This window comes from Streptomyces sp. JHA26 (assembly GCF_002005565.1).
Classification (GTDB): domain Bacteria; phylum Actinomycetota; class Actinomycetes; order Streptomycetales; family Streptomycetaceae; genus Streptomyces.
Genome location: NZ_BDJC01000005.1, coordinates 42580 through 65111, shown reverse-complemented (window position 1 = coordinate 65111; position 22532 = coordinate 42580). Strand labels below are relative to the sequence as shown.

Annotated in this window: 33 protein-coding genes; 30 read left to right on the top strand and 3 right to left on the bottom strand. The window is 69.0% G+C overall.

The features are described 5' to 3' along the window. Positions 1-4 precede the first annotated feature (4 nt). The 25 genes from rplV to truA all read left to right on the top strand — a co-directional run bounded on the left by rplV (position 5) and on the right by truA (position 14324). Complete coding sequence (rplV, locus tag JHAT_RS04715; RefSeq protein WP_028420772.1) at positions 5-352, top strand: 50S ribosomal protein L22; 348 nt, start codon at positions 5-7, stop codon at positions 350-352. Beyond that, positions 352-1182, top strand: a complete 831-nt coding sequence (gene rpsC, locus JHAT_RS04710; protein WP_009190135.1) for a 30S ribosomal protein S3 — start codon at positions 352-354, stop codon at positions 1180-1182. Before rplV ends, rpsC begins: the two co-directional genes overlap by 1 nt. A 5-nt stretch (positions 1183-1187) precedes the next feature. Next, a complete protein-coding gene (rplP, locus tag JHAT_RS04705) occupies positions 1188-1607 on the top strand; it encodes a 50S ribosomal protein L16 (RefSeq protein ID WP_009190136.1) in 420 nt (139 codons plus the stop codon). Beyond that, on the top strand, positions 1607-1831 hold the full coding sequence (gene rpmC / locus JHAT_RS04700) for a 50S ribosomal protein L29 (protein WP_005481220.1): 225 nt from the start codon (positions 1607-1609) through the stop codon (positions 1829-1831). Before rplP ends, rpmC begins: the two co-directional genes overlap by 1 nt. Continuing rightward, positions 1831-2139, top strand: a complete 309-nt coding sequence (rpsQ, locus tag JHAT_RS04695) for a 30S ribosomal protein S17 (protein WP_077796753.1) — start codon at positions 1831-1833, stop codon at positions 2137-2139. The genes rpmC and rpsQ overlap by 1 nt, the downstream gene beginning before the upstream one ends. Before the next feature lie 95 nt (positions 2140-2234). Continuing rightward, positions 2235-2603 (top strand): 50S ribosomal protein L14, encoded by a 369-nt coding sequence (rplN, locus tag JHAT_RS04690; protein WP_003998823.1) that lies wholly within the window; start codon positions 2235-2237, stop codon positions 2601-2603. 2 nt (positions 2604-2605) lie between these two features. Beyond that, on the top strand, positions 2606-2929 hold the full coding sequence (gene rplX, locus JHAT_RS04685) for a 50S ribosomal protein L24 (RefSeq protein ID WP_010036713.1): 324 nt from the start codon (positions 2606-2608) through the stop codon (positions 2927-2929). Then, positions 2929-3486 (top strand): 50S ribosomal protein L5, encoded by a 558-nt coding sequence (gene rplE / locus JHAT_RS04680; protein WP_077796752.1) that lies wholly within the window; start codon positions 2929-2931, stop codon positions 3484-3486. The genes rplX and rplE overlap by 1 nt, the downstream gene beginning before the upstream one ends. Before the next feature lie 5 nt (positions 3487-3491). Next, complete coding sequence (locus tag JHAT_RS04675) at positions 3492-3677, top strand: type Z 30S ribosomal protein S14 (RefSeq protein ID WP_003948630.1); 186 nt, start codon at positions 3492-3494, stop codon at positions 3675-3677. Positions 3678-3886: 209 nt separating this feature from the next. Next, positions 3887-4285, top strand: coding sequence for a 30S ribosomal protein S8 (gene rpsH, locus JHAT_RS04665; protein WP_007494756.1), 399 nt, complete (start codon positions 3887-3889; stop codon positions 4283-4285). A gap of 24 nt (positions 4286-4309) precedes the next feature. Beyond that, entirely contained in the window at positions 4310-4849 is a 540-nt protein-coding gene (gene rplF, locus JHAT_RS04660) for a 50S ribosomal protein L6 (RefSeq protein ID WP_077796751.1), read from the top strand. A 3-nt stretch (positions 4850-4852) separates the two neighbouring features. Next, positions 4853-5236: a 50S ribosomal protein L18 gene (gene rplR, locus JHAT_RS04655; RefSeq protein ID WP_019329629.1), complete on the top strand. Its 384-nt coding sequence runs from the start codon at positions 4853-4855 to the stop codon at positions 5234-5236. Positions 5237-5277: 41 nt separating this feature from the next. Next, a complete protein-coding gene (gene rpsE / locus JHAT_RS04650; protein WP_019753099.1) occupies positions 5278-5883 on the top strand; it encodes a 30S ribosomal protein S5 in 606 nt (201 codons plus the stop codon). A 2-nt stretch (positions 5884-5885) separates the two neighbouring features. After that, the gene (rpmD, locus tag JHAT_RS04645; protein WP_003974250.1) at positions 5886-6068 is read left to right on the top strand and encodes a 50S ribosomal protein L30; all 183 of its coding nucleotides are present in this window, start codon (positions 5886-5888) and stop codon (positions 6066-6068) included. Between the two features lie 2 nt (positions 6069-6070). Beyond that, positions 6071-6526, top strand: coding sequence for a 50S ribosomal protein L15 (gene rplO, locus JHAT_RS04640; protein ID WP_023547373.1), 456 nt, complete (start codon positions 6071-6073; stop codon positions 6524-6526). A gap of 241 nt (positions 6527-6767) precedes the next feature. Beyond that, positions 6768-8081: a preprotein translocase subunit SecY gene (secY, locus tag JHAT_RS04635; protein ID WP_077796750.1), complete on the top strand. Its 1314-nt coding sequence runs from the start codon at positions 6768-6770 to the stop codon at positions 8079-8081. After that, positions 8081-8734, top strand: coding sequence for an adenylate kinase (locus JHAT_RS04630; RefSeq protein ID WP_077796749.1), 654 nt, complete (start codon positions 8081-8083; stop codon positions 8732-8734). The genes secY and JHAT_RS04630 overlap by 1 nt, the downstream gene beginning before the upstream one ends. Positions 8735-8886: 152 nt before the next feature. Then, positions 8887-9723, top strand: coding sequence for a type I methionyl aminopeptidase (gene map / locus JHAT_RS04625; protein WP_077796748.1), 837 nt, complete (start codon positions 8887-8889; stop codon positions 9721-9723). A gap of 313 nt (positions 9724-10036) precedes the next feature. Further along, on the top strand, positions 10037-10258 hold the full coding sequence (gene infA / locus JHAT_RS04620; RefSeq protein ID WP_004927214.1) for a translation initiation factor IF-1: 222 nt from the start codon (positions 10037-10039) through the stop codon (positions 10256-10258). 68 nt (positions 10259-10326) lie between these two features. After that, positions 10327-10440, top strand: a complete 114-nt coding sequence (gene rpmJ, locus JHAT_RS04615) for a 50S ribosomal protein L36 (RefSeq protein ID WP_003974245.1) — start codon at positions 10327-10329, stop codon at positions 10438-10440. A 188-nt stretch (positions 10441-10628) separates the two neighbouring features. Further along, positions 10629-11009 carry a 30S ribosomal protein S13 gene (rpsM, locus tag JHAT_RS04610; RefSeq protein WP_004984507.1) on the top strand — a complete coding sequence of 127 codons (381 nt, stop codon included), beginning with the start codon at positions 10629-10631 and terminating at the stop codon, positions 11007-11009. Positions 11010-11075: 66 nt separating this feature from the next. Next, the gene (gene rpsK / locus JHAT_RS04605) at positions 11076-11480 is read left to right on the top strand and encodes a 30S ribosomal protein S11 (RefSeq protein WP_003956432.1); all 405 of its coding nucleotides are present in this window, start codon (positions 11076-11078) and stop codon (positions 11478-11480) included. A gap of 218 nt (positions 11481-11698) precedes the next feature. Then, on the top strand, positions 11699-12721 hold the full coding sequence (locus tag JHAT_RS04600; protein ID WP_003966937.1) for a DNA-directed RNA polymerase subunit alpha: 1023 nt from the start codon (positions 11699-11701) through the stop codon (positions 12719-12721). Positions 12722-12902: 181 nt separating this feature from the next. Further along, on the top strand, positions 12903-13397 hold the full coding sequence (gene rplQ, locus JHAT_RS04595) for a 50S ribosomal protein L17 (RefSeq protein WP_077796747.1): 495 nt from the start codon (positions 12903-12905) through the stop codon (positions 13395-13397). Between the two features lie 72 nt (positions 13398-13469). Beyond that, positions 13470-14324, top strand: coding sequence for a tRNA pseudouridine(38-40) synthase TruA (truA, locus tag JHAT_RS04590; protein ID WP_077796746.1), 855 nt, complete (start codon positions 13470-13472; stop codon positions 14322-14324). Between the two features lie 4 nt (positions 14325-14328). Here truA and JHAT_RS04585 read toward each other — a convergent pair whose 3' ends face one another. Further along, on the bottom strand, positions 14329-15207 hold the full coding sequence (locus JHAT_RS04585; RefSeq protein ID WP_077796745.1) for a hypothetical protein: 879 nt from the start codon (positions 15205-15207) through the stop codon (positions 14329-14331). 74 nt (positions 15208-15281) lie between these two features. On the opposite strand from JHAT_RS04585, the gene JHAT_RS04580 reads away from it, so the two are divergent. The 4 genes from JHAT_RS04580 to glmM all read left to right on the top strand — a co-directional run bounded on the left by JHAT_RS04580 (position 15282) and on the right by glmM (position 19337). Then, positions 15282-16487 (top strand): glycosyltransferase 87 family protein, encoded by a 1206-nt coding sequence (locus JHAT_RS04580; RefSeq protein WP_077796744.1) that lies wholly within the window; start codon positions 15282-15284, stop codon positions 16485-16487. Positions 16488-16694: 207 nt separating this feature from the next. After that, positions 16695-17138 carry a 50S ribosomal protein L13 gene (gene rplM, locus JHAT_RS04575; RefSeq protein ID WP_077796743.1) on the top strand — a complete coding sequence of 148 codons (444 nt, stop codon included), beginning with the start codon at positions 16695-16697 and terminating at the stop codon, positions 17136-17138. Positions 17139-17180: 42 nt separating this feature from the next. Beyond that, positions 17181-17693 carry a 30S ribosomal protein S9 gene (rpsI, locus tag JHAT_RS04570; protein WP_077796742.1) on the top strand — a complete coding sequence of 171 codons (513 nt, stop codon included), beginning with the start codon at positions 17181-17183 and terminating at the stop codon, positions 17691-17693. A gap of 285 nt (positions 17694-17978) precedes the next feature. Beyond that, entirely contained in the window at positions 17979-19337 is a 1359-nt protein-coding gene (gene glmM / locus JHAT_RS04565; protein ID WP_077796741.1) for a phosphoglucosamine mutase, read from the top strand. Positions 19338-19467: 130 nt separating this feature from the next. Here the strand turns inward: glmM and JHAT_RS04560 are convergent, their stop codons facing one another. Beyond that, entirely contained in the window at positions 19468-20418 is a 951-nt protein-coding gene (locus JHAT_RS04560) for a DUF389 domain-containing protein (protein ID WP_077796740.1), read from the bottom strand. A gap of 32 nt (positions 20419-20450) precedes the next feature. Then, positions 20451-21419 (bottom strand): type I pantothenate kinase, encoded by a 969-nt coding sequence (gene coaA, locus JHAT_RS04555; protein WP_171990752.1) that lies wholly within the window; start codon positions 21417-21419, stop codon positions 20451-20453. Between the two features lie 220 nt (positions 21420-21639). Between coaA and JHAT_RS04550 the strand changes: the two genes are divergently transcribed. After that, positions 21640-22428 (top strand): hypothetical protein, encoded by a 789-nt coding sequence (locus JHAT_RS04550; protein ID WP_077796738.1) that lies wholly within the window; start codon positions 21640-21642, stop codon positions 22426-22428. The last annotated feature ends 104 nt before the right edge of the window (positions 22429-22532 follow it).

Genomic DNA, 22532 nt, shown 5'->3' with positions numbered 1-22532 from the left:
AACCATGGAAGCCAGGGCCCAGGCGCGGTACATCCGCGTCACGCCCATGAAGGCCCGCCGCGTGGTGGACCTCATCCGTGGCATGGATGCCACGGAGGCTCAGGCGGTCCTGCGTTTCGCCCCGCAGGCCGCGAGCGTGCCGGTCGGCAAGGTGCTGGACAGCGCCATCGCCAACGCCGCGCACAACTACGACCACACCGATGTCGACAGCCTCTACATCTCCGAGGCCTACGTCGACGAGGGCCCGACCCTGAAGCGGTTCCGGCCGCGCGCCCAGGGCCGTGCCTACCGGATCCGCAAGCGGACCAGCCACATCACCGTGGTCGTCAGCAGCAAGGAAGGAACCCGGTAATGGGCCAGAAGGTAAACCCGCACGGGTTCCGGCTCGGTGTCACGACCGACTTCAAGTCGCGTTGGTACGCCGACAAGCTGTACAAGGACTACGTCAAGGAAGACGTCGCCATCCGTCGGATGATGACGTCCGGCATGGAGCGCGCCGGCATCTCCAAGGTCGAGATCGAGCGCACCCGTGACCGCGTGCGTGTGGACATCCACACCGCTCGTCCGGGCATCGTCATCGGCCGCCGCGGCGCCGAGGCCGACCGCATCCGCGGCGACCTCGAGAAGCTCACCGGCAAGCAGGTCCAGCTGAACATCCTCGAGGTCAAGAACCCCGAGACGGACGCTCAGCTCGTGGCCCAGGCCGTCGCCGAGCAGCTCTCCTCCCGCGTCTCCTTCCGCCGTGCCATGCGCAAGAGCATGCAGTCGGCGATGAAGGCCGGCGCCAAGGGCATCAAGATCCAGTGCGGTGGCCGCCTCGGTGGCGCCGAGATGTCCCGCTCGGAGTTCTACCGCGAGGGCCGCGTGCCCCTGCACACGCTCCGCGCGAACGTGGACTACGGCTTCTTCGAGGCCAAGACGACCTTCGGCCGCATCGGCGTGAAGGTCTGGATCTACAAGGGCGACGTCAAGAACATCGCCGAGGTCCGCGCCGAGAACGCTGCGGCCCGTGCGGGTAACCGCCCGGCCCGTGGTGGTGCCGACCGCCCGGCCCGTGGTGGCCGCGGTGGCGAGCGGCGCGGTCGCAAGCCGCAGCAGCAGTCGGCTCCGGCCGCCGAGGCCCCCAAGGCCGAGGCGCCCGCCGCTGCCGCTCCGGCTGAGAGCACCGGAACGGAGGCCTGACCGACATGCTGATCCCCCGTAGGGTCAAGCACCGCAAGCAGCACCACCCGAAGCGCAACGGTATGTCCAAGGGTGGGACGCAGGTTGCGTTCGGCGAGTACGGCATCCAGGCGCTGACCCCGGCCTACGTCACGAACCGCCAGATCGAGGCGGCTCGTATCGCGATGACCCGTCACATCAAGCGTGGCGGCAAGGTCTGGATCAACATCTACCCGGACCGTCCGCTCACCAAGAAGCCGGCCGAGACCCGCATGGGTTCCGGTAAGGGTTCTCCCGAGTGGTGGATCGCCAACGTCAAGCCCGGACGCGTCATGTTCGAGCTGTCGTACCCCAACGAGAAGATCGCCCGTGAGGCGCTGACCCGTGCGGCCCACAAGCTGCCGATGAAGTGCCGGATCGTCAAGCGCGAGGCAGGTGAAGCGTGATGTCGGCCGGTACCAAGGCGTCCGAGCTGCGCGAACTGGGTGACGAGGAGCTGCTGAACAAGCTCCGCGAAGCCAAGGAAGAGCTGTTCAACCTCCGCTTCCAGGCGGCGACGGGTCAGCTCGAGAACCACGGCCGGCTCAAGGCCGTCCGTAAGGACATCGCGCGGATCTACACCCTGATGCGTGAGCGCGAGCTGGGCATCGAGACGGTGGAGAGCGCCTGATGAGCGAGAACAACGTGACTGAGACTGCAAACACCGGCGGCTCCGCCGCAGGCGAGGCACGCGGATTCCGCAAGACCCGCGAGGGTCTGGTCGTCAGCGACAAGATGGACAAGACCGTCGTCGTCGCCGTCGAGGACCGCGTCAAGCACGCGCTGTACGGCAAGGTCATCCGCCGTACGAACAAGCTCAAGGCCCACGACGAGCAGAACGCCGCGGGCGTCGGCGACCGCGTCCTCCTCATGGAGACCCGGCCGCTGTCCGCGACGAAGCGCTGGCGCGTCGTCGAGATCCTCGAGAAGGCCAAGTAATTCCTGCGGTAATCCCCGCAGGTCAGTTCCGCCAGGCTCCGGGAGCCGCTCGCTGAGCGGCTCCCGGGGAACCGGCAGACAATCAGGAGATAGACGTGATCCAGCAGGAGTCGCGACTGCGCGTCGCCGACAACACGGGTGCGAAGGAGATCCTCTGCATCCGTGTGCTCGGTGGCTCCGGTCGCCGCTACGCGGGTATCGGTGACGTCATCGTCGCCACCGTCAAGGACGCGATCCCCGGTGGCAACGTGAAGAAGGGTGACGTCGTCAAGGCGGTCATCGTTCGCACCGTCAAGGAGCGCCGCCGTCCGGACGGCTCGTACATCCGCTTCGACGAGAACGCCGCCGTCATTCTGAAGAACGACGGCGACCCTCGTGGCACCCGTATCTTCGGCCCGGTCGGCCGTGAGCTGCGCGAGAAGAAGTTCATGAAGATCATCTCCCTCGCGCCGGAGGTGCTGTGAGCATGAAGATCAAGAAGGGCGACCTGGTCCAGGTCATCACCGGTAAGGACAAGGGCAAGCAGGGCAAGGTCATCGCGGCCTTCCCCCGCGAGGACCGCGTCCTGGTCGAGGGTGTCAACCGGGTCAAGAAGCACACCAAGGCCGGTCCGACCGCTCGCGGTTCGCAGGCCGGCGGCATCGTGACCACCGAGGCCCCGATCCACGTCTCCAACGTCCAGCTGGTCGTGGAGAAGGACGGCAAGAAGGTCGTCACGCGCGTCGGTTACCGCTTCGACGACGAGGGCAACAAGATCCGCGTTGCCAAGCGGACGGGTGAGGACATCTGATGGCGACCACCACCACTCCGCGTCTGAAGACGAAGTACCGCGAGGAGATCGCCGGCAAGCTGCGTGAGGAGTTCTCGTACGAGAACGTCATGCAGGTTCCGGGCCTCGTCAAGATCGTGGTCAACATGGGTGTGGGCGACGCCGCCCGCGACTCCAAGCTGATCGAGGGCGCCATCCGCGACCTCACCACGATCACCGGTCAGAAGCCGGCCGTCACCAAGGCCCGCAAGTCCATCGCGCAGTTCAAGCTGCGTGAGGGCCAGCCGATCGGTGCCCACGTCACGCTCCGTGGCGACCGCATGTGGGAGTTCCTGGACCGCACCCTGTCGCTCGCGCTGCCGCGCATCCGCGACTTCCGTGGTCTGTCCCCCAAGCAGTTCGACGGCCGTGGCAACTACACCTTCGGTCTCACCGAGCAGGTCATGTTCCACGAGATCGACCAGGACAAGATCGACCGCACCCGGGGTATGGACATCACCGTGGTGACCACGGCGACCAACGACGCTGAGGGCCGCGCGCTCCTCCGTCACCTCGGCTTCCCCTTCAAGGAGGCGTGAGCGAGATGGCGAAGAAGGCTCTGATTGCCAAGGCTGCTCGCAAGCCCAAGTTCGGTGTCCGCGGCTACACGCGCTGCCAGCGCTGCGGCCGTCCGCACTCCGTCTACCGCAAGTTCGGCCTGTGCCGCGTGTGCCTTCGTGAGATGGCTCACCGTGGCGAGCTGCCGGGCGTGACCAAGAGCTCCTGGTAATCCGGTAATCCCGGGTTATTCAGGCTCTCGGTAAGCATCTGGGTCGGCAGGGGCCCACCTCCGCATGCCGTAGGCTAGCGGGGTTGGGCGTCTGCCGCCCGTACGACTTACTACGCCGTAGGTCCACCGCGCCGCACCCGTCCCGTCTCGGATCGGGGAGAGGGATGGCGCACCAGGAAACCCCGGCGAGAGAGGCCGAAGGCCAATTCATGACCATGACTGATCCGATCGCAGACATGCTTACGCGTCTGCGGAACGCGAACTCGGCGTACCACGACTCCGTGACGATGCCGGCGTCCAAGATCAAGTCTCACATCGCGGAGATCCTCCAGCAGGAGGGCTTCATCACGGGCTGGAAGATCGAGGACGCCGAGGTCGGCAAGAACCTCGTCCTCGAGCTGAAGTTCGGCCCGAACCGTGAGCGCTCCATCGCGGGCATCAAGCGGATCTCCAAGCCCGGTCTCCGGGTGTACGCGAAGTCCACCAACCTGCCGAAGGTGCTGGGCGGCCTCGGCGTGGCGATCATCTCCACGTCGCACGGGCTCCTCACCGACAAGCAGGCCGGCAAGAAGGGCGTGGGTGGGGAAGTCCTCGCCTACGTCTGGTAGCGGAAGGGAACGGAGGAAACAGCTATGTCGCGCATCGGCAAGCTCCCCATCGCGGTTCCCGCCGGCGTGGACGTCACCATCGACGGCCGTACGGTCGCGGTCAAGGGCCCCAAGGGCACGCTGACCCACACCATCGTCGCGCCGATCGACATCGCCAAGGGTGAGGACGGCGTTCTGAACGTCACCCGCCCCAACGACGAGCGTCAGAGCAAGGCCCTGCACGGCCTGTCCCGCACGCTGGTGGCGAACATGATCACCGGCGTGACCCAGGGTTACGTGAAGAAGCTCGAGATCAGCGGTGTCGGTTACCGCGTGGTCGCCAAGGGTTCGAACCTGGAGTTCTCCCTCGGTTACAGCCACCCGATCACCGTCGAGGCCCCCGAGGGCATCACCTTCAAGGTGGAGTCCCCGACCCGCTTCTCGGTCGAGGGCATCGACAAGCAGAAGGTCGGCGAGGTTGCGGCCAACATCCGCAAGCTGCGCAAGCCCGACCCGTACAAGGCCAAGGGCGTCAAGTACGAGGGCGAAGTCATCCGCCGCAAGGTCGGAAAGGCGGGTAAGTAAGCCATGGCATACGGGCAGAAGATCCTCAAGGGCGACGCCTACAAGCGCGCCGCGATCAAGCGCCGTCACATCCGGATCCGCAAGCGGATCGCCGGTACGGCGGAGCGTCCCCGTCTGGTCGTTACTCGCTCGAACCGCCACATCGTGGCCCAGGTGATCGACGACCTCAAGGGCCACACCCTGGCGTCGGCGTCCACCCTGGACAGCTCGATCCGCGGCGGCGAGGCCGACAAGTCGGCGCAGGCCAAGCAGGTCGGTGCCCTGGTCGCCGAGCGCGCCAAGGCCGCCGGTGTCGAGGCCGTCGTGTTCGACCGTGGTGGCAACCAGTACGCCGGGCGCATCGCCGCTCTGGCGGACGCCGCCCGCGAAGCCGGACTGAAGTTCTGAGCCGGTTCCGTAGCTAGCGGAAAAAGAGAGAGGTAATTCCAATGGCTGGACCCCAGCGCCGCGGAAGCGGTGCCGGTGGCGGCGAGCGGCGGGACCGGAAGGGCCGTGACGGCGGCGCAGCTGCCGCCGAGAAGACCGCTTACGTCGAGCGTGTCGTCGCGATCAACCGCGTCGCCAAGGTTGTGAAGGGTGGTCGTCGCTTCAGCTTCACCGCGCTGGTCGTGGTGGGCGACGGTGACGGCACCGTGGGCGTCGGATACGGCAAGGCCAAGGAGGTGCCGGCCGCCATCGCCAAGGGTGTTGAGGAGGCCAAGAAGCACTTCTTCAAGGTCCCCCGCATCCAGGGCACCATTCCGCACCCCATCCAGGGTGAGAAGGCTGCCGGCGTCGTCCTGCTCAAGCCCGCGTCCCCGGGTACCGGTGTGATCGCCGGTGGTCCGGTGCGCGCCGTGCTCGAGTGCGCCGGTATCCACGACGTGCTGTCGAAGTCGCTCGGCTCCGACAACGCCATCAACATCGTGCACGCGACCGTGGAGGCCCTCAAGGGCCTGCAGCGTCCCGAGGAGATCGCGGCCCGCCGTGGTCTGCCCCTCGAGGACGTCGCCCCCGCGGCTCTTCTCCGTGCGCGTGCCGGGGCGGGTGCGTAATCATGGCGCAGCTCAAGATTACGCAGGTCAAGTCCTACATCGGCAGCAAGCAGAACCACCGTGACACCCTGCGCTCCCTTGGTCTCAAGGGCATCAACACGCAGGTCGTCAAGGAGGACCGCCCCGAGTTCCGCGGCATGGTGCACACCGTCCGCCACCTCGTGACGGTCGAGGAGGTCGACTGATCATGGCGGAGCAGAACCCGCTCAAGATCCACAACCTCCGTCCCGCCCCGGGCGCCAAGACCGCCAAGACCCGTGTGGGTCGTGGTGAGGCGTCGAAGGGTAAGACGGCCGGTCGTGGTACCAAGGGCACGAAGGCCCGCTACCAGGTTCCGGAGCGCTTCGAGGGTGGCCAGATGCCCCTCCACATGCGTCTTCCGAAGCTGAAGGGCTTCAAGAACCCGTTCAAGACCGAGTTCCAGGTCGTGAACCTCGACAAGCTGGCCGCGCTGTACCCCGAGGGTGGCGAGGTCACCGTCGAGGGCCTCGTGGCCAAGGGTGCCGTTCGCAAGAACAGCCTCGTCAAGGTCCTCGGCCAGGGCGAGATCTCCGTGGCGCTGCAGGTGACGGTCGACGCCGTCTCCGGCTCCGCCAAGGAGAAGATCACCGCCGCCGGCGGTACCGTCACCGAGCTCGTCTGAGCCCTTCAGACGTCTCGATGACCTGAGCGAACCCGACCGGGGATACTCCACAAAAGGGGTATCCCCGGTTGGTCGTTCCAAGGGAAGTGGTCCCGCCGGTAAGGTGGCCTGCGCTGCCCTCTTTCACGGGTGCCACACATGAGGCACTCTGAGCGGCAGTTCACCGTTATCCCCTAAGTCGTCAGTCGAACCTCAAGACCGTCACCCTTGACGCAGAAGCGCGGGGGTCGCAGGAGGCACCGTGCTCACCGCGTTCGCCCGGGCGTTCAAGACGCCCGACCTGCGCAAGAAGCTGCTCTTCACGCTCGGCATCATCGTGGTGTACCGACTCGGTACCCACATCCCGATTCCCGGCGTCGACTACAAGAGCGTCCAGGAGTGTGTGGACCAGGCGTCCGGCAACCAGGGCCTCTTCGGTCTGGTCAACATGTTCAGCGGTGGCGCCCTGCTGCAGATCACGGTCTTCGCGCTCGGCATCATGCCGTACATCACGGCGAGCATCATTCTGCAGCTGCTGACCGTGGTGATCCCGCGCCTGGAGGCCCTGAAGAAGGAGGGCCAGGCGGGCACGGCGAAGATCACGCAGTACACCCGCTACCTGACCATCGCGCTCGCGATCCTGCAGGGCACCGGCCTGGTGGCCACCGCCCGCAGCGGCGCCCTCTTCTCCGGCTGCACCGTCGCCGGCCAGATCGTGCCGGACCGGTCGATCTTCACCACCGTCGTCATGGTGATCTGCATGACCGCCGGTACGGCCGTCGTCATGTGGCTCGGCGAGCTCGTCACCGACCGCGGCATCGGCAACGGCATGTCGATCCTGATGTTCATCTCGATCGCCGCGACCTTCCCGTCCGCGCTGTGGGCCATCAAGACGTCGGGCAAGCTGGCCGACGGCTGGATCGAGTTCGGCACCGTCATCCTGGTCGGCCTGGCCATGGTCGGTCTGGTCGTCTTCGTCGAGCAGGCCCAGCGCCGCATCCCGGTGCAGTACGCGAAGCGCATGATCGGCCGCCGTTCCTACGGCGGTACCTCGACGTACATCCCGCTCAAGGTGAACCAGGCGGGCGTCATCCCCGTCATCTTCGCCTCGTCGCTGCTCTACATCCCGGCGCTGATCGTCCAGTTCTCCAACTCGAAGGCCGGCTGGGCCACCTGGATCACGAAGAACCTCGCGGACACCGCGGCCACGCCGCACATCATCCTGTACTTCTTCCTGATCGTCTTCTTCGCCTTCTTCTACGTGGCCATCTCGTTCAACCCCGAGGAAGTCGCCGACAACATGAAGAAGTATGGTGGCTTCATCCCGGGCATCCGGGCTGGCCGACCGACCGCTGAGTACCTGAGCTACGTACTCAACCGGATCACCTGGCCGGGTTCGCTGTACCTGGGTCTGATCGCTCTCGTCCCGACAATGGCGTTGGCTGGTTTCGGGGCAAACCAGAACTTCCCGTTCGGCGGCACCAGCATCCTGATCATCGTGGGTGTGGGCCTCGAGACGGTGAAGCAGATCGAGAGCCAGCTCCAGCAGCGCAATTACGAAGGGTTCCTCCGCTGATGCGAATCGTCCTCGTCGGGCCGCCGGGTGCCGGAAAGGGAACGCAGGCCACCCGCCTTGCCGAGACGCTGCACATTCCGCACATCTCCACGGGAGACCTGTTCCGCGCGAACATCAGCCGGCAGACCGAGCTGGGCAAGCTCGCCAAGTCCTACATGGACGCCGGCAACCTCGTACCGGACGAGGTCACCATCGCCATGGCGAAGGACCGGATGGAGCAGCCCGACGCCGAGGGCGGCTTCCTGCTGGACGGCTTCCCGCGCAACGTCTCGCAGGCCGAGGCGCTGGACGAGCTCCTCGACAGCGAGAACATGAAGCTCGACGCGGTGCTCGACCTGGAGGCCCCCGAGGACGAGGTCGTCAAGCGGATCGCCGGACGGCGCGTCTGCCGCAACGACTCGGCGCACGTCTTCCACGTGACGTACACGCCGCCGAAGCAGGAGGGCGTCTGCGACGTCTGCGGCGGCGAGCTGTACCAGCGCGACGACGACTCCGAGGAGACGGTCCGCACGCGGCTCGAGGTCTACCACACGCAGACCGAGCCGATCATCGACTACTACAAGTCGCAGGGGCTGGTCGTCACCATCTCCGCGATGGGGCCGGTGAACGAGGTCACCGTGCGGGCGCTGGAGGCGCTCAAGCGCGACAAGTAGGTCCGGCGTTGCGTGGTCACAGCCGCGGCTCCTTCCCGGGGGCCGCGGCTGTGGCGTGGACGGCCGCGGCCGCCCACGGCCGACGCGGGGGTCCGGCCCCGTATCGTTGATGACGTCCGTTGTTCTTCCGGTCCAGAAAGGCCGCAGTCCCCATGGTGCAGATCAAGAGCCCCGAGCAGATCGCCAAGATGCGTGAGGCGGGGCTGGTCGTCGCCGCCATCCACGCGGCCACGCGGGAGGCCGCCGTGCCCGGCGCCACGACCAAGGACCTGGACCAGGTCGCCCGCAAGGTGCTCGCGGAGCACGACGCCAAGCCGAACTTCCTCGGCTACGGCGGGTTCCCGGCGACGATCTGCACGTCCGTGAACGAGGTCGTCGTCCACGGCATCCCGTCCGACGACGTGGTCCTCAAGGACGGGGACATCATCTCCGTCGACTGCGGCGCGATCGTCGACGGCTGGCACGGCGACGCCGCCTACACGGCCTTCGTCGGCTCCGGTCACGCCCCGGAGCTGATCGAGCTCTCCCGGGTGACCGAGGAGTCGATGTGGGCCGGCATCGCGGCGATGAAGCAGGGCAACCGCCTCGTCGACATCTCGCGGGCCGTCGAGACGTACATCCGTCGCCAGCCCAAGCCGGGCGGCGGCAAGTACGGGATCATCGAGGACTACGGCGGCCACGGCATCGGCACCGAGATGCACATGGACCCGCACCTGCTGAACTACGTCGACCGGCGCCGCGGCAAGGGCCCGAAGCTGGTGCCCGGCTTCTGCCTGGCCATCGAGCCGATGGTGTCCCTCGGCACCCCGAGGACCGAGGTCCTCCGGGACGACTGGACGGTCATCACGACCGACGGCACGTGGTCGTCGCACTGGGAGCACTCCGTGGCGCTGACGGAGCAGGGCCCCCTGGTCCTGACGGCCCCCGACGGAGGCAAGGCGAAGCTGGCGGAACTGGGGATCACGGCGGCCCCGGACCCGCTGGGGTGACTCCGGTCCGCGGCGCGACCGCCGGTCGGAGGCCGGCGCAGCCGCTCGAAGCCTGTGAGGCGCCCCTGGCGCCGAGCCCGCGAGAGGGGCGTGAGGGAGCGGTCGGAGGCAAGGCGAAGCTGGCGGAACTGGGGATCACGGCGGCCCCGGACCCGCTGGCGTAACGATCTCACCCGTGGGGCAGACTTCCTCGTTTCGCCTTTCCGGGGGTGCTGACGTAGACTGACTCGTCGGCTCCAGTGCACCCGTATGCCTGCATCTGCTCGCAGGGCGCAGCGGAGTCGATCAAGGTAGTCGATTCGAAGGGCGAAGCGTGGCCAAGAAGCAAGGTGCCATCGAGATCGAGGGCACTGTCGTCGAGTCTCTTCCGAACGCCATGTTCAGGGTCGAGCTCCAGAACGGCCACCAGGTCCTGGCACACATCAGCGGCAAGATGCGCATGCACTACATCCGCATCCTCCCTGACGACCGGGTCGTGGTGGAGCTGTCTCCGTACGACCTGACGCGTGGCCGGATCGTCTACCGGTACAAGTAGATCTTGCCCCACGTCCCGCGGCACTGTGCCGTGGGACCGCCGGCAACTGACCCGGAGAACCTCACCCCATGAAGGTCAAGCCGAGCGTCAAGAAGATCTGCGACAAGTGCAGGGTGATCCGCCGTCACGGTCGGGTCATGGTCATCTGCGACAACCCGCGCCACAAGCAGCGCCAGGGCTGACGCACGACCGTTCCCTCCGCGATTCGCATGACTTCGCGCGACGCGAGCTGAACATGTTCATACGCAGGACCCGGGCACCCAGGTGCCCGACACCCCCGGTTCGGAGGCCGGGGACCCGGTTCGTACCTGATACGGCGGCCGGGAGCCGGTTCTGTGGAAGACCTCCGACAACCAACTGGAGCCATTGAATGGCACGCGTTTCCGGTGTTGACATCCCGCGCGAAAAGCGCGTGGAGATCGCCCTCACCTACGTGTTCGGCATCGGCCGGACCCTTTCGCAGCAGACGCTGGCCGCCACCGGCGTCGACCCGAACACCCGCGTTCGCGACCTCTCCGAGGAGCAGCTCGTCGCGATCCGCGAGTACGTCGACAACAACATCAAGACCGAGGGTGACCTCCGTCGCGAGATCCAGGCCGACATCCGCCGCAAGGTCGAGATCGGCACGTACCAGGGTCTGCGTCACCGCCGCGGCCTGCCCGTCCGCGGTCAGCGCACCAGCACCAACGCCCGCACCCGCAAGGGCCCGCGTCGCGCCATCGCCGGTAAGAAGAAGCCGGGCAAGAAGTAGTCCGCAGCGGACTCGCCGTCCAGCGGTCTTCGCTGTAGGACCGACCACCTCCCGTAGGAGAACGACATGCCCCCCAAGGGACGTCAGGGCGCTGCCAAGAAGGTGCGCCGCAAGGAAAAGAAGAACGTCGCTCACGGCCACGCGCACATCAAGAGCACGTTCAACAACACCATCGTGTCGATCACGGACCCGTCCGGCAACGTGATCTCCTGGGCCTCCGCCGGCCACGTCGGCTTCAAGGGCTCCCGGAAGTCCACGCCGTTCGCCGCGCAGATGGCCGCCGAGTCGGCTGCCCGCCGCGCTCAGGAGCACGGCATGCGCAAGGTCGACGTGTTCGTCAAGGGCCCGGGTTCCGGTCGTGAGACCGCGATCCGCTCCCTGCAGGCGACCGGCCTCGAGGTCGGCTCCATCCAGGACGTCACGCCCACCCCGCACAACGGCTGCCGTCCGCCGAAGCGTCGTCGCGTCTGACGCGCCGGCTCACGGCAACGCGGCATCCGGCTGGGGGTGTGGGGGTCGTCCCCCACATGTCGCGGTACGGGTGCCGTCCGCCGAAGCGTCGTCGCGTGTGACCTCGCTTCGTCAGGGATTTCCGGGCGGTACGGCTCTTTCCGGTCGTGCCGCCCGTACCCTTGCAGTACAGAGTCGGGCGTCAAATAGCGGGCGCCCCTGACTGAAGGATTCACTCCATGCTGATCGCTCAGCGTCCCTCGTTGACCGAAGAGGTCGTCGACGAGTTCCGCTCCCGGTTCGTCATCGAGCCGCTGGAGCCGGGCTTCGGCTACACCCTCGGCAACTCCCTCCGCCGCACCCTCCTCTCGTCGATCCCCGGCGCTGCTGTGACCAGCATCCGCATCGACGGCGTCCTGCACGAGTTCACCACCGTGCCGGGCGTCAAGGAGGACGTCACCGACCTGATCCTCAACATCAAGCAGCTGGTCGTCTCCTCGGAGCACGACGAGCCGGTCGTGATGTACCTGCGCAAGCAGGGCCCGGGTCTGGTCACCGCCGCCGACATCGCGCCCCCGGCCGGTGTCGAGGTGCACAACCCCGACCTCGTCCTCGCCACGCTCAACGGCAAGGGCAAGCTGGAGATGGAGCTGACCGTCGAGCGCGGTCGCGGCTACGTCTCCGCCGTGCAGAACAAGCAGGTGGGCCAGGAGATCGGCCGCATCCCGGTCGACTCGATCTACTCGCCGGTCCTCAAGGTCACGTACAAGGTCGAGGCCACGCGTGTCGAGCAGCGCACCGACTTCGACAAGCTGATCGTCGACGTCGAGACGAAGCAGGCCATGCGGCCGCGCGACGCCATGGCGTCCGCGGGCAAGACCCTCGTCGAGCTGTTCGGTCTCGCCCGCGAGCTGAACATCGACGCCGAGGGCATCGACATGGGTCCGTCCCCGACGGACGCCGCGCTCGCCGCCGACCTGGCGCTGCCGATCGAGGAGCTCGAGCTCACCGTTCGGTCGTACAACTGCCTCAAGCGCGAGGGCATCCACTCCGTGGGTGAGCTCGTCGCCCGCTCGGAGGCCGACCTGCTGGACATCCGCAACTTCGGTGCGAAGTCCATCGACGAGGTCAAGGCGAAGCTGGCCGGCATGGGCCTCGCGCTCAAGGACAGCCCGCCCGGATTCGACCCGACCGCCGCCGCGGACGCGTTCGGTGCCGATGACGACGCGGACGCGGGCTTCGTCGAGACCGAGCAGTACTGAGCGCTCCGCGAGGAGGGCCGTACTGCGGGTGCGGGTGAGCTGTGGCTGGCCGCGCAGTTCCCCGCGCCCCTTCCGGAGACGCCCCTTCGGGGCAGTCTCCGGATCTCTGACAGACAACCGTCTGCTCAGATACTGACCTCGGTACCTGATACGGCCGGGGCAGACACCTAGGAGAAACACCATGCCGAAGCCCACCAAGGGTGCCCGTCTGGGCGGCAGCGCCGCGCACGAGAAGCTGCTCCTCGCGAACCTCGCGAAGTCGCTGTTCGAGCACGGCCGCATCACCACGACCGAGGCGAAGGCGCGCAAGCTGCGTCCGTACGCCGAGCGTCTGGTCACCAAGGCGAAGAAGGGCGACCTTCACAACCGCCGTCAGGTGCTCCAGGTCATCACGGACAAGAGCGTCGTCCACACGCTCTTCACCGAGATCGGCCCCCGGTACGAGAACCGTCCCGGTGGCTACACCCGGATCACCAAGATCGGCAACCGCCGTGGCGACAACGCGCCCATGGCCGTCATCGAGCTGGTCGAGGCGCTGACCGTGGCGCAGCAGGCCACCGGTGAGGCCGAGGCCGCCACCAAGCGTGCCGCCAAGGACGCCGAGGCCGCTCCGGCTGCCGAGGAGACCAAGACCGAGGCCGCCGAGGCCCCGGCCGAGGAGTCCAAGGAGGCCTGAGGCTTCCGGCTCGTGACGGGCCCGTCCCCTTCCGGGGGCGGGCCCGTTCGCCGTTCCTGAGAAGATTCAGGGGTGAGTGAGGAAGTAGAGCCCGGACACGTACGGGTGCGCCTTGATCTTTCCTACGACGGCACCGAGTTCTCCGGCTGGGCCAAGCAGGCCGGCGGGCGGCGGACCGTGCAGGGGGAGATCGAGGACGCGCTGCGCACGGTCACGCGGTCCCGTGAGACGTACGAACTGACCGTGGCGGGGCGGACCGACGCCGGGGTGCACGCCCGGGGCCAGGTCGCCCACGTCGACCTGCCGCGCGAGGTGTGGGCCGAGCACCACGGCAAGCTGCTCAAGCGGCTCGCCGGGCGGCTGTCCCGGGACGTGCGGGTGTGGGCCCTCAGGGAGGCGCCCGGCGGCTTCGACGCCCGGTTCTCCGCGATCTGGCGGCGCTACGCCTACCGGGTCACCGACAACCCCGGCGGCGTCGATCCGCTGCTGCGCGGACACGTCCTGTGGCACGACTGGCCCCTCGACGTGGACGCCATGAACGAGGCGGCCCGGGGACTGCTCGGGGAGCACGACTTCGCCGCCTACTGCAAGAAGCGGGAGGGGGCCACGACCATCCGGACCCTTCAGGAGCTGAGCCTGGTGCGCGGCGACGACGGGATCATCACCGCCACCGTCCGGGCCGACGCCTTCTGCCACAACATGGTCCGCTCCCTGATCGGGGCGCTCCTGTTCGTCGGCGACGGGCACCGCCCGCCCGACTGGCCCGCCAAGGTGCTCGCCGCCGGCGTCCGGGACTCCGCCGTGCACGTCGTCCGGCCGCACGGGCTGACCCTGGAGGAGGTCGGCTATCCGGCGGACGAGCTGCTGGCGGCGCGGAACAAGGAGGCGCGCAACCGACGCACCCTGCCGGGGGCCGGCTGCTGCTGAGCCGCTACCCGGCCGCCGCCGCCGACGCCTGGGCCTCGCCGCGCCGGCGGATCTGCCGGAAGGCGAACTCGGCCAGGTCGTCGCCGGTGCGGAACACGTCCGTGGCCTTCTGCGTCACGTTCTTGCCGTCCGTGAAGCCGGCGATCGTGAAGTAGGCGTAGCGGCCGTAGGAGTTGGTGGTGGAGCGGCAGACCGCGCCGGTGCAGAACGACTTCACGCCGCCGCCGGACAGGGAGCGCACGATGCTCTTCTTGTCGGTCTGGGCCTTGGCCTTCAGCGCCTGCGCCTCGGTGTCGAAGACGGCCACGCCGACCGTCACCGCGATCTCGCCCTTGGTGTAGGTGACGCGGAGCAGCCGGGTGCAGCCGTTGGCGGTGAGGGCCTTCGGCAGGGTGCCCTGGGCGGCGGAGGCGCAGGTGCGGGTGTCCGCCGTCGGGCCCTTCTTGTACACGATGTCGCCCATGGTCAGCTGCGTGCCCGGGAAGAGGATGTCCGCGCTCAGCGGGGCCCTGTCCTTCTTGCCGCTGGACACGAAGTCCTTCGGGTCCAGCGGCGGCGGGGCACTGGTCGGCGCGAACGAGGGGGGCGCGGCCGACTGGCTGGGGATGTCCGCGGTCGACGGCAGCTGGGAGGTGGGCGTGTCCGACGCCTGGCCGGAGCCGTTCGCCGAGACCACGGCCACGGCGACGGCACTGGCGATCGCCACGGTGGCCAGCGCCCCGCCGCCGATGAACAGCAGCCGGCGGCGCTTGTTACGGGCCTCCGAGGCCTCCGCGAGCGCGGCCCAGTCCGGGGAGTCGCCGCCGCTGTTCCAGGGCTGCTGCTGCGATTGCGGTTTCCAGGGATCCCACTGCGACTGAGGTCCCCCCTGCCCAAAGCTCATGGGCGGCATCTTAGACGGGCTCAGGGGCGTGCTGGTGCGGCTGTGGAGGGGCCGCAGCGCCTAGCGTTCCCCTCATGCGGACGGGCAAAGGCGACATCTCCGGGTGGTTGGTGCGGCCCGCGGGCGGGCACGCGTGGGCGGCGCTCGTGGCGGTGCTGGGGGCGTCGGCGCTGGGCGCGGCCCGGGCGGCCCCGGACGGGGGGATGGACAACGCGATCGTCGTGCGGGCCGCCCGCACCTGGCTGGCCGGGGGCTCCCCGTACGACGATCCGCACTTCCTGTACCTCCCGAGCGCGGTCCTGGCCGCCGTCCCGCAGGCGCTGCTGCCCGGGGCCGTGCTGCGGGTGCTGGCGCCGTTGGCGGTGACGGGGCTGCTGGCGCTGGCCTGGGGCTGCGCGCTGCGCCTGCACCGGGTGCCGTACGGCAGCCGCCTCGGCGTCCTCGGGCTCGTCGGGCTCGCGGCGGGCTTCGCGCCGTTCGGGCACCTGGTGCGGCTCGGCAACTGGACGGTGACCGCGGCGGTGGGCCTGCCGCTGTGCCTGCTGCTGGCGAGCCGGGGGCGGTGGACGGCGGCGGGGGCCGTCATCGGCGCGGCCGTGGCGCTCAAGCCGCTGCTGGCGCCCGTGGTCCTGCTGTTCGTGTTCGCCGGACGGTGGCGTCCTCTGGCGGCGGCCGTCCTGGTGCCCGCGCTGGCCTCCGGCGCGGCGGCGCTGGCCATGCCCGACCCGGCCGGCTTCCTCACCCGCACCCTGCCGTTCCTCCTGCACGGCGACGACGGGTTCGTACGGCTCTACGAGGCCTCTCCGGCGGCCGTCCTGCCCCGGCTCGGGGTGGCGGGGCCGCTCGCGCAGGGGGTCGCGGTGGCGGCGGCGGGGGCCGGGGTGCTGGGCGCGTACCTGCGCTGGCGCCGCGCGGACCCGGGGCCGCTGCGGTACGCGGAGACCGGCGCGGGGCTGATGCTGTCGGTGTTCCTGGTCTCCAGGCCGTCGTACGACCACTACCTCCTGGTCGCGGTGCCGCTGCTGCTCGCCGGACTGCCGTACGCCGGGGCGGTGGCCCGGGGGCCCTGGTTCTGGCTCGCCCTGGTGCCCCAGGCGCCGGGGCTGACCTGGCCCTGGCTGGAGTCGGTGCGGCAGCGGGCCTTCAAGGACGCGTTCACGCTGTGCGTGCTGGCGTGGGCGGTGGCGCGACGGGCCCGGGGCGGTGCGGTGCCCGCCGGTGAGCACGGCGGGGGAGGGCGCGCGACGGGGCCCGCGCGGGTGTCGGCGGCTCCGTTTTGACCCCACCGGGACATCCCGGGTACCCTGCACAGTCGTATGTGTATTGGCTTGCTCATTCTCACGTGAGGGGCCCTTACACCGGTCGACCGGGACCGATGACCAGCGACCAGCACGCGGTTTGCGTCACCGCAGTGCGGTCAGGGCTGTCGTGATCGTCTTCGGTGACCTTGTCAGGACCATTCACTGAAGAAGCGAAGGCTACGAACCGTGCGTACGTACAGCCCCAAGCCCGGCGATGTGACGCGCCAGTGGCACGTCATCGACGCTCAGGACATCGTCCTGGGTCGTCTGGCCTCCACCGCGGCCTCCATCCTCCGTGGCAAGCACAAGCCCATCTATGCGCCCCACGTCGACACCGGTGACTTCGTCATCATCATCAACGCCGACAAGGTGCACCTCTCCGGCAACAAGCGGACCCAGAAGATGGCGTACCGCCACTCCGGCTACCCGGGCGGTCTGCGTTCCGTGCGCTACGACGAGCTGCTGGACAAGAACCCGGAGAAGGCCATCGAGAAGGCCGTCAAGGGCATGCTCCCCAAGAACTCCCTGGGCCGTCAGATGCTCTCGAAGCTGAAGGTCTACAAGGGTGACCAGCACCCGCACGGCGCGCAGCAGCCGCAGCCGTTCGAGATCACCCAGGTCGCGCAGTAAGTCCGGCCACCCCCTAAGACTGAAGAGAATCTGAGGAGCATCGTGGCCGAGACCACTGCCGAGCAGCCGCTCGAAGAGATCGACATCGACAGCTACACCACCGAGTCCGAGGTCCCCGTCGAGGGCGAGTACACCTCGGAGTCCATGGCGTCCCGCTTCGGCGAGCCCCAGCCGGCCGCCGGCCTGGGCCGTCGCAAGAACGCCATCGCCCGTGTCCGGATCGTCCCGGGCACCGGCAAGTGGAAGATCAACGGTCGCACCCTCGAGGACTACTTCCCGAACAAGGTGCACCAGCAGGAAGTCAACGAGCCCTTCAAGGTGCTCGAGCTCGAGGGCCGTTACGACGTCATCGCCCGCATCGCGGGTGGCGGTGTCTCCGGTCAGGCCGGTGCGCTCCGTCTCGGTGTCGCCCGTGCGCTGAACGAGGCCGACGTGGACAACAACCGCGGCCCGCTGAAGAAGGCCGGCTTCCTCAAGCGCGACGACCGTGCGGTCGAGCGCAAGAAGGCCGGTCTGAAGAAGGCCCGCAAGGCTCCGCAGTACAGCAAGCGCTAAGCCTCGCTGCCTGTACTCCGAACGCCCCGGCGGCACGCCACTGTGCTGCCGGGGCATTCGTTTATCCCGGCCGTTGGGCGTATAACGGCACAAGACGTTCAGAGGCTGAGACGCTGAAACGCTGAGACGTTCAGAACTTCAGACGCTGAGACGTTCAGACGTTCAAAGGCTTGTGTGATCGGATGACCGGGCAGCGCGGCGCGACGCGCGACCGGCACCACGGGAGTCGACTGCGTGGGCCGCACAGCAGCCGCTCCCGGAATTGACGTTTCCTCAGGAGGACAAGTGGGACGACTCTTCGGCACGGACGGCGTGCGCGGTGTCGCCAACGCGGATCTGACGGCCGAGCTGGCGCTCGGTCTCTCCGTCGCCGCGGCGCACGTACTGGCCGAGGTGGGCACCTTCGCCGGACACCGCCCGACCGCGGTGGTCGGACGGGACCCGCGCGCCTCCGGGGAGTTCCTGGAGGCCGCCGTGGTCGCGGGCCTGGCCAGCGCCGGCGTGGACGTGCTGCGGGTCGGCGTCCTGCCGACGCCCGCGGTGGCCCACCTCACCGGCGCGCTCGGCGCCGACCTCGGCGTGATGCTCTCCGCGAGCCACAACGCCATGCCCGACAACGGCATCAAGTTCTTCGCCCGCGGCGGCCACAAGCTCGCCGACGAGCTCGAGGACCGCATCGAGGCCGTCTACGCCGAGCACCGCACCGGTGCCCCCTGGGACCGCCCGACCGGTGCCGGCGTCGGTCGCGTCCGCGACTACGACGAGGGACTCGACCAGTACGTCGCCCACCTCGTCGGCGTCCTCCCGAACCGCCTCGACGGGCTGAAGATCGTCCTCGACGAGGCGCACGGCGCCGCCTCCCGGGTCTCGCCGGAGGCGTTCGCGCGGGCCGGCGCGGAGCTCGTCACCATCGGCGCGGTGCCGGACGGCCTCAACATCAACGACGGCTGCGGCTCCACCCACCTCGACCTGCTCAAGGCGGCCGTCGTGGAGCACGGCGCCGACCTCGGCATCGCCCACGACGGCGACGCCGACCGCTGCCTGGCCGTGGACCACACCGGCGCGGAGGTGGACGGCGACCAGATCCTCGCCGTGCTCGCGCTGGCGATGCGGGAGCGGGGCGCGCTGCGCTCCGACACCGTCGTCGCGACCGTCATGTCCAACCTGGGCTTCAAGCTGGCCATGGAGCGCGAGGGCATCCAGTTCGTGCAGACCGGGGTCGGCGACCGGTACGTGCTGGAGGAGATGAAGGAGCACGGCTACGCCCTCGGTGGCGAGCAGTCCGGCCACGTCATCATCCTCGACCACGCCACCACCGGCGACGGCACGCTGACCGGCCTGATGCTGGCGGCGCGGGTCGCGCAGACCGGCCGTACGCTGCGGGACCTCGCGTCCGTGATGGAGCGGCTGCCGCAGGTGCTGATCAACGTGCCGGACGTGGACAAGGCGCGGGTCAAGACGTCGGCGGAGCTGGCGACCGCCGTCGGCGAGGCCGAGCGGGAGCTGGGCAGCACCGGGCGGGTGCTGCTGCGTCCCTCGGGGACCGAGCCGCTGGTGCGGGTGATGGTCGAGGCGGCGGACATCGAGCAGGCCCGGTCCGTCGCGGGGCGGCTGGCCGACGCGGTGAAGTCGGCGCTGGGGTAGGTGCGCGGCGCCCGGTTCGGGGCCGGGGGGTTCCGCGCGCCGCGGGCCGGCGGTGCGTCGTGGCCGGTCGCGCCCGCGCGGCGGAGCCGCGTACCGGCACGACCCCGCGCCCCCTCGCGGCGCGCCGGCCCTAACCGGCGTCGTCGGTCCTGGTCAGCCGGGGGCGCTGGGTCGCCCACAGGGCCTTCTGGGACAGCAGCGTCAGGGTGCCGGCCACCACGATGCCCGCCAGGTTGAGCAGGAGCTGTTCGCTGGAGCCGACCGTCTGCCTGGTGTCGCCGAAGCTCAGGGCGACGGCCGCGTTCGCGGCGGCCGGGACCGTGGTCACCGAGATGGCCACGCCCACCAGGGCGCCGGACTTGGCGCTGGTCAGGGACAGCGTGCCCGCGACGCCGGCGAGGACCGCCACCACGAACGAGAAGGCGTCGGGGGCGTAGACGAAGCCGGTGTTGGGACGGTCGCCCTCCAGCTTGCCCTCGCTGAACAGGCCGAACGCGGACATGAGCCAGCTGAAGCCCACCGTCACCGCCATCGCCACCGCGAAGCCCACCAGCAGGGCGGTCAGCGAGCGCAGCGCCAGGCGCGGGGCGCGCTGGACGATCGCGGTGCAGACGCCGGCCAGCGGGCCGAACTCCGGGCCGACCGCCATCGCGCCCACGATCAGGATCGCGTTGTCGAGCACCACACCGCAGGCCGCGATCATCGTGGCGAGCGTGATGAAGGCGACGTAGGTGACGGAGAGGGTCGACTCCTCGTGGGTCGCCTCCTCCAGCTGCTCCCACAGCACGGCGTCCGCGGGCTCGCCGGGCGCGTCCCGTTCCGCCTTGTCGGCGCGTCTGGACAGCGACAGGTCGATGTTCTCGGCGGTGATGGCGCCGTGGTCGTCGATGCCCAGCCCCCGGAGCCGGCTGATGATCTCGTCGCCCGCCTCGCGGGCCACGTCGCACATGACGACGTCGCCCTCCGGATCGCGGGCGGCGCCGGGCAGGACGACGAGGTGGGTGGTGCCGACCGTCCGGCCGATCAGACGGACCACCTCGTCGGTCCGGTCGGCCGGGGTGATCAGACGCAGATGCAGCATCCGGTATTTCTACAGGCGGCGGGCGGCCGCCGTCACAGCTTCCGCAGGCTCAGGCGCTGCACCTTGTGGTCCGGCCCCTTGCGCAGGATCAGGGTGGCCCGGCCCCGGGTGGGGGCCACGTTCTCCACCAGGTTCGGCTTGTTGATGGTGCGCCAGGTGGTGCGGGCGTAGTCGAGGGCCTCCTCCTCCGAGACCTGGGTGTACTTGCGGAAGTAGGAGGACGGGTTCTGGAAGGCGGTCGCGCGCAGCTTGCGGAAGCGGCTGAGGTACCAGTGCTCGATGTCCTCGGTGCGGGCGTCGACGTACACGCTGAAGTCGAAGTAGTCGGCGAGGCCGACCCGGGTGCGGCCGTCCTTGCCGGGCAGCGCGGGCTGGAGCACGTTCAGGCCCTCGACGATCAGGATGTCGGGGCGGCGCACGACGAGCTTCTCGTCCGGGACGATGTCGTAGATGAGGTGCGAGTAGACGGGGGCGGTCACCTCGGCCTTGCCCGCCTTGACGTCGGCGACGAACCGGGTGAGCGCCCGGCGGTCGTACGACTCGGGGAAACCTTTCCGCGACATCAGGCCGCGGGCCTCCAGCTCCTTCGTGGGCAGCAGGAAGCCGTCGGTCGTGACCAGCTCGACGCGCGGATGCTCGGGCCAGCGGGACAGCAGCGCCTGGAGGAGGCGGGCGACGGTGGACTTGCCGACCGCGACCGAGCCGGCGACCCCTATGACGAAGGGTGTGCCGGACTGGGAGCCCTGCTCGCCGAGGAAGGTGTTCAGCGCGCCGCGCAGTCCGTCGGTGGCGCCGACGTAGAGGTTGAGGAGCCGGGACAGCGGCAGGTAGATGTCCCGCACCTCGTCGAGGTCGATGACGTCGCCGAGGCCGCGCAGCTTCTCCACCTCCTCGGCGGTCAGCGGCAGCGGCGTCTTGTCGCGCAGCGCGCTCCACTCGGGGCGGGTGAGGTCGACGTAGGGAGTCGCCTCCGGCCGGGACCGGTGGGCGCTCCGGGGCATCGCGGGGACCGGAGAGATCACAGTCCATTGTTAACGGAGTTTGAACACGGTGGCGGGTGGGCTGTGTCACGCCGGCACCGTCCCGCCGACCAAGATCACGTAGGCGTCACGGTCCCATACCGGGTGGTCACGGAGCGATCGGCTGTGAGCCGCCTGTGAGTACAGTGCGCGCGAAGCATGCGGAGCTCCTCCGCAGTCCTGGCAGAAAGAGTCGCCCCACGTGAGAACGACCGCTGTGCGCCGTACCGCCCTGGCGGCCTCCGCCGCCGCCCTGGCCCTCCTCGTCACCGCCTGCGGCGGGTCCTCCGACGACGGCGCCACGACCGGCGACGGCAAGGCCGACGGTGACAAGAACGCCCCGGCCGCCGCCAAGGCGCTGACCGCCGCCGAGCTGGAGAAGGCCGTCCTGGCCCAGGCGGACGTGAAGAACGGCAAGGTCACCGAGGCCGCCGCGGCGGACAACATCCCGCAGGACCAGGTGAAGGCGGAGAAGGCCGAGTGCCAGCCGCTCGTCTTCGCGCAGACCGGCGTCGCGGCGGGCGAGCCGGCGGCCACGGTGAAGCGGTCCTGGACGGAGGGGTCGAAGAAGCCGTCCGGGGACGACGTGTCCGAGGAGGCGCTCGACAAGGCGTTCGACCTGGACAAGGTCCTGGTGACCCTGGCCTCCTACGGGGACGGCGGCGCCGAGTCGGTCCTCAAGGACGTGAACGCCGCCGTGAGCGCGTGCGCGGGCGGCTTCTCCTACACCGCGGCCGGTGTCACGACGAAGATCGACAAGGTCGTCACCGACAAGGCGCCCGCCGGTGCCGACGAGGCCGTCGCGGTGACCATGACGGTGGTCGGCGAGGGGGGCGACAAGTTCCCGGTCAAGGTCGCCGTCACCCGCAAGGGCTCCACGGTGGCGTCGTTCACCGTGTTCAACCTGGGCTCCGCCGCCACGGGCAAGGACTTCACCTTCCCCACGGAGATCAGCGACATCCAGCTCGCCAAGCTCGCCAAGCTGAGCTGACCACCGGGCGCGGCCGGTGGCCGGACCGACGGAAAATTCCCATCGGGGTGTTCGTACCCCGGTGGGAATTTCCGATTTCGGGCACGTGACAGCAGGTTCGTGAT